At 36.8% G+C, this 14,209-nt stretch carries 15 protein-coding genes and 3 pseudogenes; 13 read left to right on the top strand and 5 right to left on the bottom strand.

The genetic code is table 11. The annotated features are described in order from the left end of the window. Positions 1–22 precede the first annotated feature (22 nt). The 6 genes from L3081_RS14475 (at position 23) to L3081_RS14450 (ending at position 5,301) form a co-directional block, all read left to right on the top strand. A complete protein-coding gene (locus L3081_RS14475) occupies positions 23–379 on the top strand; it encodes a cupredoxin domain-containing protein (RefSeq protein ID WP_242286808.1) in 357 nt (118 codons plus the stop codon). Between the two features lie 217 nt (positions 380–596). After that, entirely contained in the window at positions 597–1,757 is a 1,161-nt protein-coding gene (locus L3081_RS29130) for a class I SAM-dependent methyltransferase (protein WP_420839737.1), read from the top strand. A gap of 127 nt (positions 1,758–1,884) precedes the next feature. Beyond that, complete coding sequence (locus tag L3081_RS14465) at positions 1,885–3,054, top strand: dsDNA nuclease domain-containing protein (protein WP_242286807.1); 1,170 nt, start codon at positions 1,885–1,887, stop codon at positions 3,052–3,054. Further along, positions 3,051–3,530, top strand: coding sequence for a hypothetical protein (locus tag L3081_RS14460; protein WP_242286806.1), 480 nt, complete (start codon positions 3,051–3,053; stop codon positions 3,528–3,530). Before L3081_RS14465 ends, L3081_RS14460 begins: the two co-directional genes overlap by 4 nt. Next, the gene (locus L3081_RS14455; protein ID WP_242286805.1) at positions 3,527–4,906 is read left to right on the top strand and encodes a coiled-coil domain-containing protein; all 1,380 of its coding nucleotides are present in this window, start codon (positions 3,527–3,529) and stop codon (positions 4,904–4,906) included. Before L3081_RS14460 ends, L3081_RS14455 begins: the two co-directional genes overlap by 4 nt. Then, entirely contained in the window at positions 4,903–5,301 is a 399-nt protein-coding gene (locus L3081_RS14450) for a hypothetical protein (protein WP_242286804.1), read from the top strand. The genes L3081_RS14455 and L3081_RS14450 overlap by 4 nt, the downstream gene beginning before the upstream one ends. Positions 5,302–5,353: 52 nt before the next feature. On the opposite strand, the pseudogene L3081_RS14445 reads toward L3081_RS14450, so the two are convergent. Beyond that, positions 5,354–5,787 (bottom strand): annotated as a pseudogene (locus L3081_RS14445) (DUF3427 domain-containing protein); the annotation flags it as partial. Between L3081_RS14445 and L3081_RS29125 the strand changes: the two are divergent. Both L3081_RS29125 and L3081_RS14440 read left to right on the top strand, forming a co-directional pair. Continuing rightward, complete coding sequence (locus L3081_RS29125) at positions 5,726–6,025, top strand: type I-F CRISPR-associated endoribonuclease Cas6/Csy4 (protein ID WP_420839736.1); 300 nt, start codon at positions 5,726–5,728, stop codon at positions 6,023–6,025. The pseudogene L3081_RS14445 and the gene L3081_RS29125 sit on opposite strands and share 62 nt — an antisense overlap. Continuing rightward, positions 5,970–6,392, top strand: a complete 423-nt coding sequence (locus L3081_RS14440; RefSeq protein WP_242286803.1) for a type II toxin-antitoxin system Phd/YefM family antitoxin — start codon at positions 5,970–5,972, stop codon at positions 6,390–6,392. The genes L3081_RS29125 and L3081_RS14440 overlap by 56 nt, the downstream gene beginning before the upstream one ends. Positions 6,393–6,507: 115 nt before the next feature. On the opposite strand, the gene L3081_RS14435 is transcribed toward L3081_RS14440, so the two are convergent. The 3 genes from L3081_RS14435 to L3081_RS14425 are packed head-to-tail and all read right to left on the bottom strand — an operon-like array spanning position 6,508 to position 8,407. Then, positions 6,508–6,867, bottom strand: a complete 360-nt coding sequence (locus tag L3081_RS14435; protein WP_242286802.1) for a hypothetical protein — start codon at positions 6,865–6,867, stop codon at positions 6,508–6,510. 53 nt (positions 6,868–6,920) lie between these two features. Next, positions 6,921–7,145 carry a hypothetical protein gene (locus tag L3081_RS14430; protein ID WP_242286801.1) on the bottom strand — a complete coding sequence of 75 codons (225 nt, stop codon included), beginning with the start codon at positions 7,143–7,145 and terminating at the stop codon, positions 6,921–6,923. Beyond that, on the bottom strand, positions 7,106–8,407 hold the full coding sequence (locus L3081_RS14425) for a hypothetical protein (RefSeq protein ID WP_242286800.1): 1,302 nt from the start codon (positions 8,405–8,407) through the stop codon (positions 7,106–7,108). The genes L3081_RS14430 and L3081_RS14425 overlap by 40 nt, the downstream gene beginning before the upstream one ends. A gap of 331 nt (positions 8,408–8,738) precedes the next feature. On the opposite strand from L3081_RS14425, the gene yiaY reads away from it, so the two are divergent. Further along, positions 8,739–9,887, top strand: coding sequence for an L-threonine dehydrogenase (yiaY, locus tag L3081_RS14420; protein ID WP_242286799.1), 1,149 nt, complete (start codon positions 8,739–8,741; stop codon positions 9,885–9,887). Positions 9,888–9,994: 107 nt separating this feature from the next. On the opposite strand, the gene L3081_RS14415 is transcribed toward yiaY, so the two are convergent. Beyond that, positions 9,995–10,450 carry an Lrp/AsnC family transcriptional regulator gene (locus tag L3081_RS14415; protein ID WP_242287055.1) on the bottom strand — a complete coding sequence of 152 codons (456 nt, stop codon included), beginning with the start codon at positions 10,448–10,450 and terminating at the stop codon, positions 9,995–9,997. A gap of 205 nt (positions 10,451–10,655) precedes the next feature. Here L3081_RS14415 and L3081_RS14410 point away from each other — a divergent pair, with 205 nt between their 5' ends. From L3081_RS14410 to L3081_RS29410, 4 genes and pseudogenes are all read left to right on the top strand, one after another. Beyond that, a complete protein-coding gene (locus L3081_RS14410; protein ID WP_242286798.1) occupies positions 10,656–11,696 on the top strand; it encodes an ornithine cyclodeaminase in 1,041 nt (346 codons plus the stop codon). Positions 11,697–11,729: 33 nt separating this feature from the next. Then, positions 11,730–12,655: pseudogene (gene ctlX, locus L3081_RS14405) on the top strand (citrulline utilization hydrolase CtlX). Positions 12,656–12,919: 264 nt separating this feature from the next. Further along, positions 12,920–13,376 (top strand): annotated as a pseudogene (locus tag L3081_RS29415) (alanine:cation symporter family protein). Positions 13,377–13,381: 5 nt separating this feature from the next. Further along, positions 13,382–14,206 carry an alanine:cation symporter family protein gene (locus L3081_RS29410; protein ID WP_476728552.1) on the top strand — a complete coding sequence of 275 codons (825 nt, stop codon included), beginning with the start codon at positions 13,382–13,384 and terminating at the stop codon, positions 14,204–14,206. The last annotated feature ends 3 nt before the right edge of the window (positions 14,207–14,209 follow it).

The following is a 14,209-nucleotide window of genomic DNA, read 5'->3' as shown; positions in this document are numbered from 1 at the left end:
TTTAAAGTAGGAGACTGTAAAAATGATGATAATTAATTTAATAGGCTTAGTACTTATCGCGCTAATTATTTGGTGGTTTTGGCTTTATAAGCCAAGCATACCGCTTGAACTTAGCAACGAGGACATAACCATTGTGGTAAATAATGGCGTTTATCAACCGTCTAGAATAAAAGTGCCTGCCGATAAAAAAGTTACCCTTCACTTTTTAAGGAAAGACGCTAGCCCCTGCGCAAGTACAGTGTTATTTCCAGATTTTGACATAAGTGAAGAACTGACCTTAGCAGAAAGTAAACCAATAATACTTCCCGCAATGTCAGCGGGTGAATACCCATTTCATTGCCCCATGAAAATGTATACCGGCATTTTATTAGTTGAATAGTTAAAAGAAGCCTAACCGTACAAAACTAGCACTAATGAATAAAGGCAAGCAATCATAGAGGTTTTACTCATTTATGATTGCTTTTTGGTTTCTACCTTCTGATTTATATAGAGATACTACTTATTTTCAATATCTAACCTATTGACAAAACATAACAAATAGTCGAATGTAGAGGCGACAAAATACTAAATACTATTGATGCAAAAGGAAGATGTCATTGCAATCAAACTTCTATAATGACAATGCTACAGACTTAGCAATGCAGTATCTTTCAAAGTCATTTGAAGAGCTTCACCAAAGTCGGTCGCAATTCTTACCCGCCATTATAGAAAACCCCAATGCTCATATTCTAGATTTAGGGGGCGGCTCTGGCCGAGACGCTAAATATCTTGGTGAATTAGCCGCCAAAACCCATAAAAAAGATAATCAAATTCAAATCATTGCAGTTGAACCTGCTAACGAACTGTTAGCTATTGGCAAAAAAACAACTCATGGCCTAAAAGTTAAATGGCTAGAAGACTCATTACCTGAATTAACTCATGTTAGTGAACAAGAAATCAGTTTTGACCTAATACTGCTTAGCGCTGTTTGGATGCACATTCCACCAAGTGATCGTGATCGTTCAATGCGTAAACTGGCCAACCTACTTAAACCCGGCGGAATAATAGTCATTTCGCTACGACATGGACAAACAGAAGACGACTACAAAACCCGAAAAATGTTTGACGTTTGCGCTGACGAATTAAAACGCTTAGCAACCGATGTTGGCTTATTTACCAAACTAGAAACACCAAAAGAAGCAGACAAGCTTGGCAGAAACCACGTGTCATGGCAAACAGTAGTATTGCAAATGCCCAACGATAATACTGGGGCATTTTCGTTTAAGCGGCATGTGGCGATTAATAATGGTAAATCAGCAACACATAAACTTGCTTTGTTACGAGTGTTACTTCGAATTACTGACGGGCACCTTGATGCAGTGATACGCAGAGAAACATCACTTTTTGGCGACCGAGTTATTTTACCTGCCGGCTTAGTTACGCTTTATTGGTGGTATTATTACAAAGGTTTATTACCAACTGATAGTGATGTTAACAACCAGAAAAATGATAGATTGCCAACAGAGCAAAAATTACAACAGGCGAAAGAAAGAATTCAACACTGGTGGCAAGCAGCTTGGCTGAATAACAACACTGGTTCAGTTGCGACTGATATTAAAAATGACGCAAAAAACGATGAATTAAATGAAGTGTCAGCAGGTTATGCAATTAGCACTACACACTTAATATCGTCAGATAAAATCGCTCCAAAAAATCATGCGGAAAAAATACAACAAAAACGCTTTTTTGCCGAAGCGAATATCGCCTTACCGGGGTAAATTCAGACAACGAATCAATTGATGATTTGTTTGAAGCGCTAGTGATGCAACGCGGGCGATTGAAAGAAATGCAGCAGTTGAGAGAGTGGTGAATATTGATTAATTTAAATATGAACGGGATGTTTGTGTGTTAGAAACGAAAAAACCCAGAGAACAAAGTGGCAGAGATTCATTTAGCCGTTATAGAGCGCAAGTTCGCTCTGCTGCAATAGCTTCATTATCAATATTAGAAGGTGATGATGTTGATAGAGTTTATTGTGATTTACACGATGACTTTGTTGTACGAAAAAAGAATTCTAGTGGTTATAGTTATGTGTTTTACCAAGTCAAAACTATGGGTAAAAAAAATCATAATTGGACTTTAAATGAACTATTTGGTTTGAGGGGAACGCTTAAAGATCAAAATCAGCAAAGTACTGATAAGATCAAAAACAGCTTTATAGGGAAGTTGCTACTGCATACTGTAGTTTTTGACCAGTACTGCAACTCTGTTGTCTTCCAGACAAATATTCATAATGCAAATGATGTAGAGAATCTCTTAACAGATATAGAAGATGGTGAATTTCAAAATAAATTTTCAGAGGTCTTAATAAACAGATTTAATAACTGTTTCCCTGATGAGATTGTAACTGAATTATCACCAGATGAAATTAAAGAAAGATTATCAAAGCTAAAATTTGAAACCGATGTTCAGTACTTAAAAAATGGTGATGATAATTTTGAACCATTAGCACGGGATAAGATTTATAAGTTTAGTGAAGTTGATTTGCTGCATACTGAATCAAAAGAAATATTGATGAAGTTGCTAGAGCTTGTTGAGCGTAAATCAAGTGGAGTTATTGCCGAACTAACGAGTGAATCAATTGAGGAGTTTGCAGGTATTTCCATAGATGATTTACTTTCAATTTTAAGTATTTCAAAAGATGCATATGACAACTTACTTAAAGGTGGCGATAACAAAGCAATCAAAAGTGCATCAATAATCCAAAGAACTTTAACGACTGCAGGCGGCTCAGAAGAAGTTGAGTATTGTTCAAGGTGTAAAACTAATTGGGATTTATGGCTTCGTAAAAATCGCCATGTAATTTTAGAATTTGAATTACAGAGTATAACTAGCCAAATTAAGCAATTACTTAATGATTTAACTCAAGGTGGAAACTCAATTAATCTTGTAAAACTCAGCAAACCAATTAAAGATCTCGTACGTGAACTGACAGAAGAAGATCAAATATATGATTTAAATCATGAGTTGATTCTCGGTGGTATTTTTGCTGAGTTAGTTAAGGGGAAATCATGAATTTTGATAAATTTTTCGAAAGCATTTCAGAATCTGGTGCAGAGCTTCATTTTGATAAAAGTGAAACTAACAAATCACATTTTTTGAATAACGAAGCTTTATTTCAACTTCCGTTAATTAGCCTTATTATTCTATTACTGGCGAAAGATAGACGTAAACCACGCGTATCTGAAATAGGGCAACTAGTGGGAGAAAGTATCGAGGCAAGTATGTCTGGTTTTAAAGGTTCTGCACAACATGTAGGTTGGTCTGCTAATTTAAGAGTTCGCACTGTTAAAGCAATAAGTTTCTTAGAGTATTCATTACTAATTGAAATTCCTAATAATAAAGGAAAGATAAAAATAACCGAACTTGGCAAAAGAGTCATTAATAGAGCTTTGGATCAGGAAGATACGCTGTCATATAACTTAGCCGAGATATCAACGGCATACAGAAACTTATGCGTTTCTAAGCAACTAGATATGGAGTTAGAATGAAATTTATAAGTATACAAATTTTTCCCAACGGCTTATCAGGTTGGCAATCTGATTTACTCAAGTTTGGTGATAATATTACTCAGTTATTTGGTGCTAATGGTTGTGGTAAAACACCTATAGTACAGTCAATTGCTTATTGTTTAGGCTATCCCTGTATATTTAGGAATGATATTTATGAGCGTTGTAGTAATGTCATTTTAGAGGTTGATACCGCTAAAGGTCATCTAATAATAAAAAGAATTTATAGTAAAAGCCTAGATATTGAAGTAACAGAACCTGATGGTGAAAAAAAGAGATTTTTTGATGAAAAGGAATATTCTACTTTTGTATTCGAGTGGTTAGGATTAAAAGTAGATAATATGGTAACCAATAATCATAAAAGTACTACCCCTTATCTTTCCTCAATGCTGCCAATATATTACTTAGATCAAGACGATGGTTACAACAGATTTTATAGTCCTCCGAATAACTTTATTAAAGACCAATTCTCAGAAATGGTGAGAATGGTTTTTGATCTACCTGTTAAGAATTCATTTGATCAGAAGAAAGAAAAAATCAAAGCGAAGGAGCGTCTGGTTTACTTAGATAAACAAGTAGAGATACACGCACGTGGTGTAGAGATAGCTAAACAAGATGCTGCAATAATTAAAAAAACTTCCGAAGAGTTAACACAAGAAATATCAGTATTAGAAAGAGAAGTAGAACAATTAAAAAGTTCAGATGCTAACCATGATGATTCAATAAATGTATTAGATCGATTAATATCTAAACATAGATCTACTATTAGGGATCTCGTTTTAGAAATAGCAGAAATGAACAAAAGAACCAATGGTATCTCTCAAATAGTTCATGAAATAAATACTGAAATTGAAACACTTAATCTTAATGAAGAAGCACGTCGAGTATTTTTATCTTTTGAAGAAATATGTGGTTCGAGTAATTGTCAGCTTTTCTCATCAAGTTCGGATGCATATAGTAAAAACCTATTGTACTTAAAAGATCAAATTAAAGATCTTGAGAGAAATGCTGAAATTGATAAAGTTAAGGTTGAACAAATTCAGCAACAAAAGACAAGTATAGAAGACTTAATTAAATCAATCGTTGAAGAGAGAAATAAGTCTTTAGAAAAAAGTGAAATATCAGTACTTGTAGACGCCATTTCTGCATTAAAGAATCAAATATTTGAACTTCAAATCCAGAGGAGTGATATTGAGAAAGTTGAACTTCTAGAAAATAAACATTTTAAGATTATATTTGAACGAAGTAAGGCATTAGAAAAGTACCAGTCTTTTTCTAATGAGAGAAACTCAATACCGGGATTGTTGAAACTAAAAGCTGATTTACGACAGTATTTTTTAAATTGGTGGAAGAATTGAATACTAATAACATAAGCCGGAATATTAAATTTAAAGATGATTTTACCCCGTACTTAGGCAGTGAAACTATCTCTCAATTGAAAGGTAGTACTAGAACAAGAGCTGTACTAGCTTATCATGCAGCTTTATTAGAACTTATGGCTGAGCATGAATGCCTTTCATTTAAATTTTTAATATTAGATACCCCTAAGCAACATGAGATTCATAACGATGACTTGAACCGATATATTAAATCATTAAAAAAGTTGTGTAATGATAATGATCTTCAAATTATATTCTCTACTACTGAATACCATTATGATGGGGATGAACAAGATGTTGAATGGAACCCTAAATATAAAGGGGAAAAGCAGTTAATGTTTTTAAGAAAAAATGATGTAATAGTCACCTCGTAAGTATTTTCGTCGATGTGTTAGTTACTAACTCACACCTAGTTTTAATATTACATTACCCCGCCGTCTCATGCCACAAATATCTTTGGGCATGGGATGTTTAACTTCCATATAATATTCATCGGTCAGGCTGCCTTCATATTTTACAAAATTGACAGCGCCAAAATTAATAAATCCCATGGTGTTGCCGTTTTCATCTTTGGCCTGTTCACGCACAAATAAAGTGAAGGTTTTCTTGTTTTGTTGAGGGTTTTCTTTTTGCTGAATATAACCTAAACCACGGCTTGAATTTGGTCTTGCGCTGCTTTGAGTTTGCCAATGAAAAAGTGTGGGGCTAATTGCATAGTCGTGATACATGTTTGTAGCTGAAAACTGCTTTTCACATTTGTTCAGTGTTACAAATAATAACTCATTATTCGCATTGGCTATGTTTAACACACCTTCACGGTTTGATGATTTTTTAGTAAATGTACTATCACCAAAAGACAAACAAGACTTTTACACATTTTTTGATAAATGGGCGCGAGGAACTGAGCTTGAAAGAAATGAGGACGAGCAATTGAAACTACCTTTTATCAACGTAATTAGCCTTTCTAAAAATGAACAATTTAGATTGTTTATCGACCAAAAAAAGGTAGGTGTAGCCGTTGTTGTAGGTGAGTTTACTTGTTATGGCCATAGTACAGAAGCCACATTCCTTGGATTTAGCTGCATTTGCTATAGTTGATGAATTTAATCCCATTAAAGGCAATAGGTTTAAATATTTTTATAAAGAACCTAATATGGTTTATATTTGGTTCTTTATTGGTTCAAGAGTTAACATTATGTCATTAGCCGATCAGATAAAACCGATCAGTTACTTAAAAGCCAATGCAGCTAAAATTGCCGCAGAACTTAAAAATGATGGTGAAGCTTATATTATTACCCAAAATGGTGAAGCCGTTATGGTAGTGCAATCAGTCACTGAATATGAAGAAACCCAAGAAACATTAGCCATGTTGCAGCTTGTTTCAACTGGCGAACAAGATATTGCAGCAGGCAGAACCATATCGGTAAAAGAAGCCATGTCACAAATAAGACAAAACATAGAGTAAATCACTTTAGTGTTTGTTGTCGTTTATTTTTTTAATATTATTGTATTGTTCACTGCTGTATAGGCAGTTTCTTAATCATCATAGATGAGCCGATTGTTGTTGTGTTATAAATACTTCAATCACTCAATTGCTTAGCTTTGTTTTCAAACAAATATTCTTTGTTGTCTGCGGTTATCACTTTTGCCATTACTTGGTAGTTGGTTTCAATGTGTAGTAAGCCTATGCCACTTTGATTTAGTAACTTTTTATTGTTAACTCTGCGAGCTTTTATCAGCATATCGCGTCGTTTGGTAAACCAGTTTAAGGGTGATTGGCTGCTATAAAGGTAGTGATTACATTGAGCTAAAAAGTTTAATAGTGGTTTCGGAAATTGGTTTTTAATACCGCTACACGTTATTTGGGTAATATGCGGGTTATGTTTGCTGTGTTTAAGGCTTACGTCATAAACAAATGAGTAATGTACGTCACCCGACAAAATTATAAAATTAGGGGGTGTTTTAGAATGTTTAAATATGTTGAGTATCACGCTCAAGCTGTGCCTTTATGCGCCATCCAGTTTTCAGCATCTACAGTTAGGGCAAAACCAAAAAAGGTGAATATGCGTTGTATTACTTCGATGAATTTAACACCAAAAATAGGGGCGGGAGAAACTAATATTACGGCTTTTTCGTCAAAGAGTTCTCGTTGTAAATCGGTGAGTGATTCCCAGTCCATTAAACCTGAAGGGCGGTTTGCTTTTTTTCTGAGCGCCATCGTTGTGTGCGTGTGTCTAAAACCACCATTTTAGGGTGTGTTTCTACACTATAATGCCATTGATTAAATTGCAGTAGGGTGTCGATAAGTGCATCAATGTTATTCATTTTGTTTGATGAAAAGCAATCTTTAGCCTGTTGGTAAATTTCGTCAAACACTTCGGGGTTATTTCCCCACCCTTGGCATAACCAGTAACCGGTTAGTGCGTTACCTATTATGCGCTTTGAAAACGGGTGGCCGTAGGCTATTTCTTCCCATTCACGGGTAAGGTTCCAGTCATCGGTAATGTCATGATCATCGTGGATCATAAATGTACGAATGTGAGCTAATGCACGTCTTACGGAGGGTAAACCCTTCGCAAACTCTTCTATCACTTTTTGTTCTTCTTGGTAACGTTGCTGATGTTTTGTCGCTATTTTTGAGTCGTCAAAGGTTACAAATTCCCATAGTTCGGGTGACCAAACAAGTAAGTACATTGCCATCACTTCAGCAAATGAAATTAAATGGTTATGGGCGCTAACCGAGGTGAACACACGTTTCTTTTTACCTTTAAAAAAATCGAGAAAGTTGTCGTTGTCACCTTCAAATAAGGGCAATATTTTGTCACGTTGATAATAGCAATCTGGGCTTGATAACAGCTGCTCACTGTTTTCAATGTCTTCATTTTGCCAACTACCACTATGTAAACCAAGTAAGGCAATAACTTGATGTATTGCTGACAACATAGGGCCGGCTACATCGTCTATGTAAACTTGATCGCCTGATAACATTAATAAGTCGGGGGCAGGGTTTTTGTCTTTTAGGGCATTGGCTATTTGGGTATCAACCGCCAGTAATCCATCGCTACTTTTATGGTGAGGTTTACGACATGAGCCGTGTAATACATGGTTGGCTTGTGTGGTGTGCCAAAAACGCGGATATGCTTGGTTTTCATAACAGAGGTTGTTTAGTTCAGTGCAATTGAATGTATTGGTGCTGTTTTTTAAGGTGATATTGTAGCTAATCCAGGTATTGTCAGGTAGATCATCCGTTAGGTGAATGTTGAGTAAATTAACAAAAGCTTGTTTACCCACGGTAATACAGGCATGTTGTTTATCGGTTAAGGTAGCCGAATAAACCTTGGTTCCGTTTTCATCATAAAGGGTCACACAGCATTGGTATTGTTGTGACGTAACTAGCCAAAAAACGATTTGTTTATTTATGGCTTTACGCACAATAGGTCCTGCTATGATTACAGGTAATACGCTTGTGTTTATTGTCATATTATTCTGCTTTTTATTGTCATTGTTTTGGAAAATGAATGTTAACCCTATGCTTTAGATCAAGTTATTTAGCTGTGCTTCATGTTAAAAATAGGGTTATTAACGTTTATTACTTATCCTAAAGTATGAGAGAAATTAATACTATGGTTTAGTAGTTCATATTCAGGCCTTAATTTATCATCAAATGAACTTTTTTGGCCTCAATAGTACGCACATTAATCTATATAGGTTTAAGCTTTATAGGTTGTTCAAAGCCAAGCATTAAGCAATGGATAATGAGTTAAACAGTGTCGTTAAACAATTTGTATTGAAATAATTTAAGGAGAAAATGATGAGTTCAACATTTTACATGCCGTCTTTGAATGTTATGGGTAGTGGTAGTTTAGCGGAAGCTGTAAATTATATAAAAGAGCAAGGATTTAAACAGGGATTGATTGTTAGTGACAGTGTGTTGAATAAATTGGGTGTGGTTAAAAATTTCACTGATTTATTGGAAAAAGAGCAGGTTGCCAGTATTGTTTTTGATAAAGCACAACCTAACCCAACTGTTGGCAATGTTAATGAAGGTTTAGCGCTACTTAAACAACATGATTGTGATTTTGTTGTGTCGTTAGGTGGCGGGTCGCCCCATGATTGCGCCAAAGGGATTGCTTTAGTTGCTAGCAATGGCGGTAAAATAGCGGACTATGAGGGCCTTGATCAATCTAAACTGCCTCAATTACCATTAATTGCTATTAATACCACGGCAGGCACTGCATCAGAAATGACCCGTTTTGCAATTATTACTGATGAAATACGTCATGTTAAAATGGCGATTGTTGATAAGCATACAACGCCAGTGTTGTCAGTGAACGATCCGTCATTAATGGTGGGTATGCCTGCATCGTTAACTGCCGCAACGGGTATGGATGCGTTAACTCATGCGGTTGAAGCTTATATGTCTACGGCGGCTACGCCAATTACCGATGCCGTTGCGGTAAAAGCCATTGAGCTTATTCATAGGTATTTGCCAACTGCGGTTAAAAATAGCGAAGATATGGAAGCAAGAGAACAAATGGCTTATGCCCAGTTTATGGCAGGTATGGCGTTTAACAATGCATCTTTAGGTTATGTGCATGCCATGGCGCATCAATTAGGTGGTTTTTATGATTTACCGCATGGTGTTTGTAATGCGGTGTTGTTACCGCATGTTCAGCGTTATAACGCACAAGTTTGTCCTGAACGTTTAAAGGATATTGCTCATTGCATGGGTGTTGATGTGCTTGCTATGTCAGCACAAGAGGGCGCAAATGCGGCTATTGAGGCCATTGAAAAATTATCGAAAATAGTGGGTATTCCATCGGGGTTAACAACGTTAGGTGTTAAAGAGGAAGATATTTCTTTATTAGCCGACAATGCGTTAAAAGATGTGTGTGGTTTAACCAACCCTAAACAAGCAAGCCATGAAGAAATTTGCCAAATTTTTAAAGCGGCTATGTAGCTTATTTAGTTTATGAAGCCTCCCGCTTTATTAAATAGGGCAAGGCGTAAAAATTGATAACCGAGCATCTGTATTTTTGTTGCTCGGTTTATTTTTTGAAGTGATCATTATATTGAACTTAATAAGATACTCGTTTCACTGTTAAGCACCCCGTCTATTGTTCTTACATCGCGAAGTACTCGGTCAAATTCAAGCAAGTTTGATGTTTTAATATTCGCCACTAAATCCCAAGCACCATTAGTTGTGTGCAGTTTTTCAAGTTGCGGTATACCGCGCAGTTTGCTAATTACTTGTGCGGTTGATTTACCAACAACTTCAATCATCATAATTGCTTTAATCAAATCAGTTTCTAATTCGTCGTGCGCTCTAATAGTGAACCCTAAAATTGCACCTGAGCTAATTAACCGATCAAGTCTATTTTGAACCGTACCGCGTGAAACATGAAGCAAGGTTGCCGGCTTTGATATAGAGGCTCTGGCATCCGTACGTAAAATTGCGATAAGTGATCTATCTACTGAGTCGTGCAGGTAAACGTGTTTTTTTACCGTTTTTTCAAAGGTCATTTTACTTCCTTTTTTACGCTGTATTGTCATTTTGATAGTATTATTGCTCATTATGATAAATCTTTGTACTAATTTTGCAAGTTTTTGCCATTTTGTTTGGTATGTTCAACCGATAATATATGACTAAAGTAACTAATAGTGTGTAGAACATTTTGTCTGGAAGGCCGGCGTTTTAGTTTTATACAGCAAACTTAAAGGGGTTAAGATGAAAAATAGTATTAACGAAAAGTCAGCTAACGTAGCATTTATCAGCGTTACCGAGATGATTGCGCTTTTAAAACGTATTGGAACTGAGCAGTTTATTGCAGGTTTGGTTGAATATTTAGAGCAAGATTATAGGCAATGGGAGGCGTTTGATAAGTCACCTCGCTTCGCAGCCCACTCGCCAGAAGGGGTTATTGAATTAATGCCTACGGGTAATGATACCTTATTTGGCTTTAAGTATGTTAATGGTCACCCTAAAAACACCTTGTCAGGTTTACAAACAGTAACCGCGTTTGGTGTGTTGTCTGATGTGGCAACCGGCTATCCGTTATTGTTGTCTGAAATGACGATTCTTACGGCACTAAGAACAGCAGCAACGTCAGCCATGATGGCTAAGTACCTAGCGCCTAAAAATGCATCAACCCTTGCGATGATTGGATGTGGTGCACAATCTGAGTTTCAAGTGATTGCGTTTAGTTCTTTGTTGGGGATAAAAACGGTGCGTTTATACGATATTAACGCGCAAGCAATTGAAAAGTGTCGTAACAACCTTGCTGATAAAGGGTTAAATATCATTGTTTGTGCTTCGGCAAACGAGGTGGTTCAAGGGGCAGATATTATTACTACTTGTACTGCAGACAAAAAAAATGCGACGATTTTAACCAGTGATATGGTTTCAGACGGTGTTCATGTAAATGCGATTGGTGGTGATTGCCCTGGTAAAACGGAACTTGCTGCTGATTTATTAAATCGTGCCGATGTTTTTATTGAATATGAGCCACAAACACGTATTGAAGGTGATATTCAGCAACTGCCTGCAAACTCGCCAATCACCGAAATGTATCATGTTATTCGAGGTGAAAAGCCCGGTAGAACTTCTGATCAGCAACTGACGATTTTTGATGGAGTTGGTTTTGCAGTTGAAGATTATTCAGCGCTTAGGTTCGTTTATGATCTTGTGAAAAAACAGGGTAATTGTGCACAGCTTGAGTTGTTAGCAAATCCCGAAAATCCACGAAACTTATTTGGTTTAACGGTATAAGTGTTGCCAACATTATCGATTACGGGAGAAACCATGTCATTATTTCCACAAGCACCTAGTGCGGTTGTTATGATTCGTCCACATCATTTTCATCCAAATGAAGAAACGGAGATCGATAATAGTTTTCAAGGGAAAACGTTATTGAATAAACAACAAATAAAAACACAAGCTTACGAACAAGTGTCAGCCGTGGGCAAAATACTTGAAGCTGAGGGTATTACTGTACATAGGTTTGAAGACGAAGGTGAAGAAACACCCGATTCAGTGTTTCCTAATAATTGGTTTTCAACACATACAGGGGGGCAAATTGCTATTTACCCTATGTATGCTAAAAATCGCAGAAAGGAACGTCGTTCGGATATTATTGATCTGTTAAAACAAGATTACCGGGTTCAAGATGTCGTTGATTATTCGGGGTTGGAATATGATGACATATTTCTTGAAGGTACGGGGGCAATGGTCTTAGATCACATAGAACGTATTGCTTATGCTGTTCGGTCTAAGCGAACAGATTCCCATGTGCTTGAGCGTTTCTGTACGCACTTTAATTATGAACCTATGGTTTTTGATGCACAAGACAGGCAAGGGGTTTCTGTTTATCACACCAATGTTTTAATGTGTATTGGCAGTGATTTTGTGATGGGCGGGTTTGAGATGATGACTGATCCAAAACGACGTGCGCAAATTATTCAACGGTTTGAAAGTGCAGGTAAACGTATAATTAGTTTAACTGAACAACAAATAAATGCTTTTTGTGGTAATGCCCTTGAATTAACTGGGAAATCTGGCCGTATATTAGCACTTTCTGCAAAGGCTTACGCTGCGTTAACCGTTGAGCAAATAGCCCTGCTTGAAAACAGTGTAAAGCTAGTACCACTTGATGTTTCAGCAATTGAACTTGCTTTGGTGGGTCAGTACGATGTATGTTGGTTGTTGGAATACATTTATCAAAAAGATAATTGTATTCCTGTTAATCTATATTATGATGTTTTAAATTTTGTAATATCCTGAACTGTTTACGTTGCTACCTCATTGTAATATTGGGGCTTAGTATATGAAGAACAAAAAATAAAAATAAAAGAGGAAAGTAATGATTAATGAAATTGTAGGCGCGATTAACAATGTGCTGTGGGGTCAAGGTCAAATATTAATTTACTTGCTGCTTTTTTGGTTTTTGGTTTTCGTTTAAGCTCCGTTGGATTCAAATACTGCAATTTAAGTATATGTTTACGGTAATGAAAGGCAGTACTCAATCTGACAAGTCTGGTATTAGTTCGTTTCAAGCGTTGTGTACTGGCCTTTCTGCTCGTGTTGGGACGGGTAATTTAGGCGGTGTTGCTATGGCTATTTCTTTAGGTGGCAGCGGCGCCGTATTTTGGATGTGGGTTATAGCCATGTTAGGTATGGCAACCGGCTTTGCTGAAAGTGTGCTTGGGCAGTTATATAAAGTTCGAGACGAACACAAAGAATTTAGGGGGGCCTGCTTATTATATTCGCTCTGGGTTGAATAAGCCTTGGCTTGCGGTACTTTTTTCATTGTGTCTTTTCTTAGGGTATGGTTTAACCTTTAGTGCGATGCAAGCAAATACGATTGCGGATGCATTAAATAATACATTTACTATTCCTCGTGAATATTCTGGCGCAGTGATTGCGGTACTTGGCCGGGTGCTATTGTGGTAGGTGGAATGCGCAGCATAGCGCGCTTTGCTGAACTTATCGTGCCGTTTATGGGGTTAGCGTTTGTTGGTACGGCTATTGTTATTACGGTAATGAATATTCAATTGTTACCCTCTATGTTTATGGATATTTTCTCGTCAGCTTTCGGTTTAAATGAAGCGGGTGCAGGCGCATTAGGTGCGGCTATAAAAAATGGCATTCAACGTGGCTTGTATTCAAATGAAGCGGGTGCAGGTAGTGTACCTCATGCGGCAGCAGGTGCTTCTCCTGTTCCAAATCACCCTGTTGCTCAAGGTTATGTGCAAATGTTAGGGGTTTTCTTAGACACTATGGTACTTTGTAGTTGTACCGCAGTGGTCATTTTGTTATCAGATATTAGTATTAGTGGTGAAATGGAAGGCATAGGCATGACCCAAAATGCAATGACGAGTCACTTTGGTCTTGGTGGTAATTACTTTGTTGCGGCCGCTATTACTTTATTTGCATTTACATCCGTTGTTGCGAACTATGCGTATGCTGAAAGTAACTTGCATTTATTTAAATTAGACAATAAAGCAGGACGATTATGCTACACAAGTATTTATTTAGTTATGGTGTTTTGGGGCGCAAGTGCCACATTAAAAGAAGTGTGGGGCTTAGCTGATATGGCCTTAGGATTAATGACTTTGGTGAATATATACGCTATTGTTTTACTAACCCCGACGGTTATTAATTTAACCAAAGATTTTCGGGAAAAACTACACTCAAGTGATAAAATTTCGTTTTCTTTAGATGATGTAGAAATACAAGGTGAAACTGAGCCTGGTATTTGGTCAAAAAATAGCGAGAAATAAACT

Source organism: Colwellia maritima (assembly GCF_022669015.1).
Lineage (GTDB): Bacteria > Pseudomonadota > Gammaproteobacteria > Enterobacterales > Alteromonadaceae > Colwellia > Colwellia maritima.
The sequence above is the reverse complement of the archived record's forward strand: the minus strand, read 5'-3'. Positions and strand labels throughout refer to the sequence as shown.

What these genes read in the sequence shown, in the direction of transcription:
- L3081_RS14475 (WP_242286808.1), top strand. Translation starts at nt 23, where the DNA reads ATGATGATAATTAATTTAATAGGCTTAGTACTTATCGCGCTAATTATT.
- L3081_RS14460 (WP_242286806.1), top strand. Translation starts at nt 3,051, where the DNA reads ATGAATTTTGATAAATTTTTCGAAAGCATTTCAGAATCTGGTGCAGAG.
- L3081_RS14455 (WP_242286805.1), top strand. Translation starts at nt 3,527, where the DNA reads ATGAAATTTATAAGTATACAAATTTTTCCCAACGGCTTATCAGGTTGG.
- L3081_RS29125 (WP_420839736.1), top strand. Translation starts at nt 5,726, where the DNA reads ATGTTTAACACACCTTCACGGTTTGATGATTTTTTAGTAAATGTACTA.
- L3081_RS14440 (WP_242286803.1), top strand. Translation starts at nt 5,970, where the DNA reads ATGGCCATAGTACAGAAGCCACATTCCTTGGATTTAGCTGCATTTGCT.
- L3081_RS14430 (WP_242286801.1), bottom strand. Translation starts at nt 7,145, where the DNA reads ATGGCGCTCAGAAAAAAAGCAAACCGCCCTTCAGGTTTAATGGACTGG.
- L3081_RS14425 (WP_242286800.1), bottom strand. Translation starts at nt 8,407, where the DNA reads ATGACAATAAACACAAGCGTATTACCTGTAATCATAGCAGGACCTATT.
- yiaY (WP_242286799.1), top strand. Translation starts at nt 8,739, where the DNA reads ATGAGTTCAACATTTTACATGCCGTCTTTGAATGTTATGGGTAGTGGT.
- L3081_RS14415 (WP_242287055.1), bottom strand. Translation starts at nt 10,450, where the DNA reads ATGACCTTTGAAAAAACGGTAAAAAAACACGTTTACCTGCACGACTCA.
- L3081_RS14410 (WP_242286798.1), top strand. Translation starts at nt 10,656, where the DNA reads ATGAAAAATAGTATTAACGAAAAGTCAGCTAACGTAGCATTTATCAGC.
- L3081_RS29410 (WP_476728552.1), top strand. Translation starts at nt 13,382, where the DNA reads ATGCGCAGCATAGCGCGCTTTGCTGAACTTATCGTGCCGTTTATGGGG.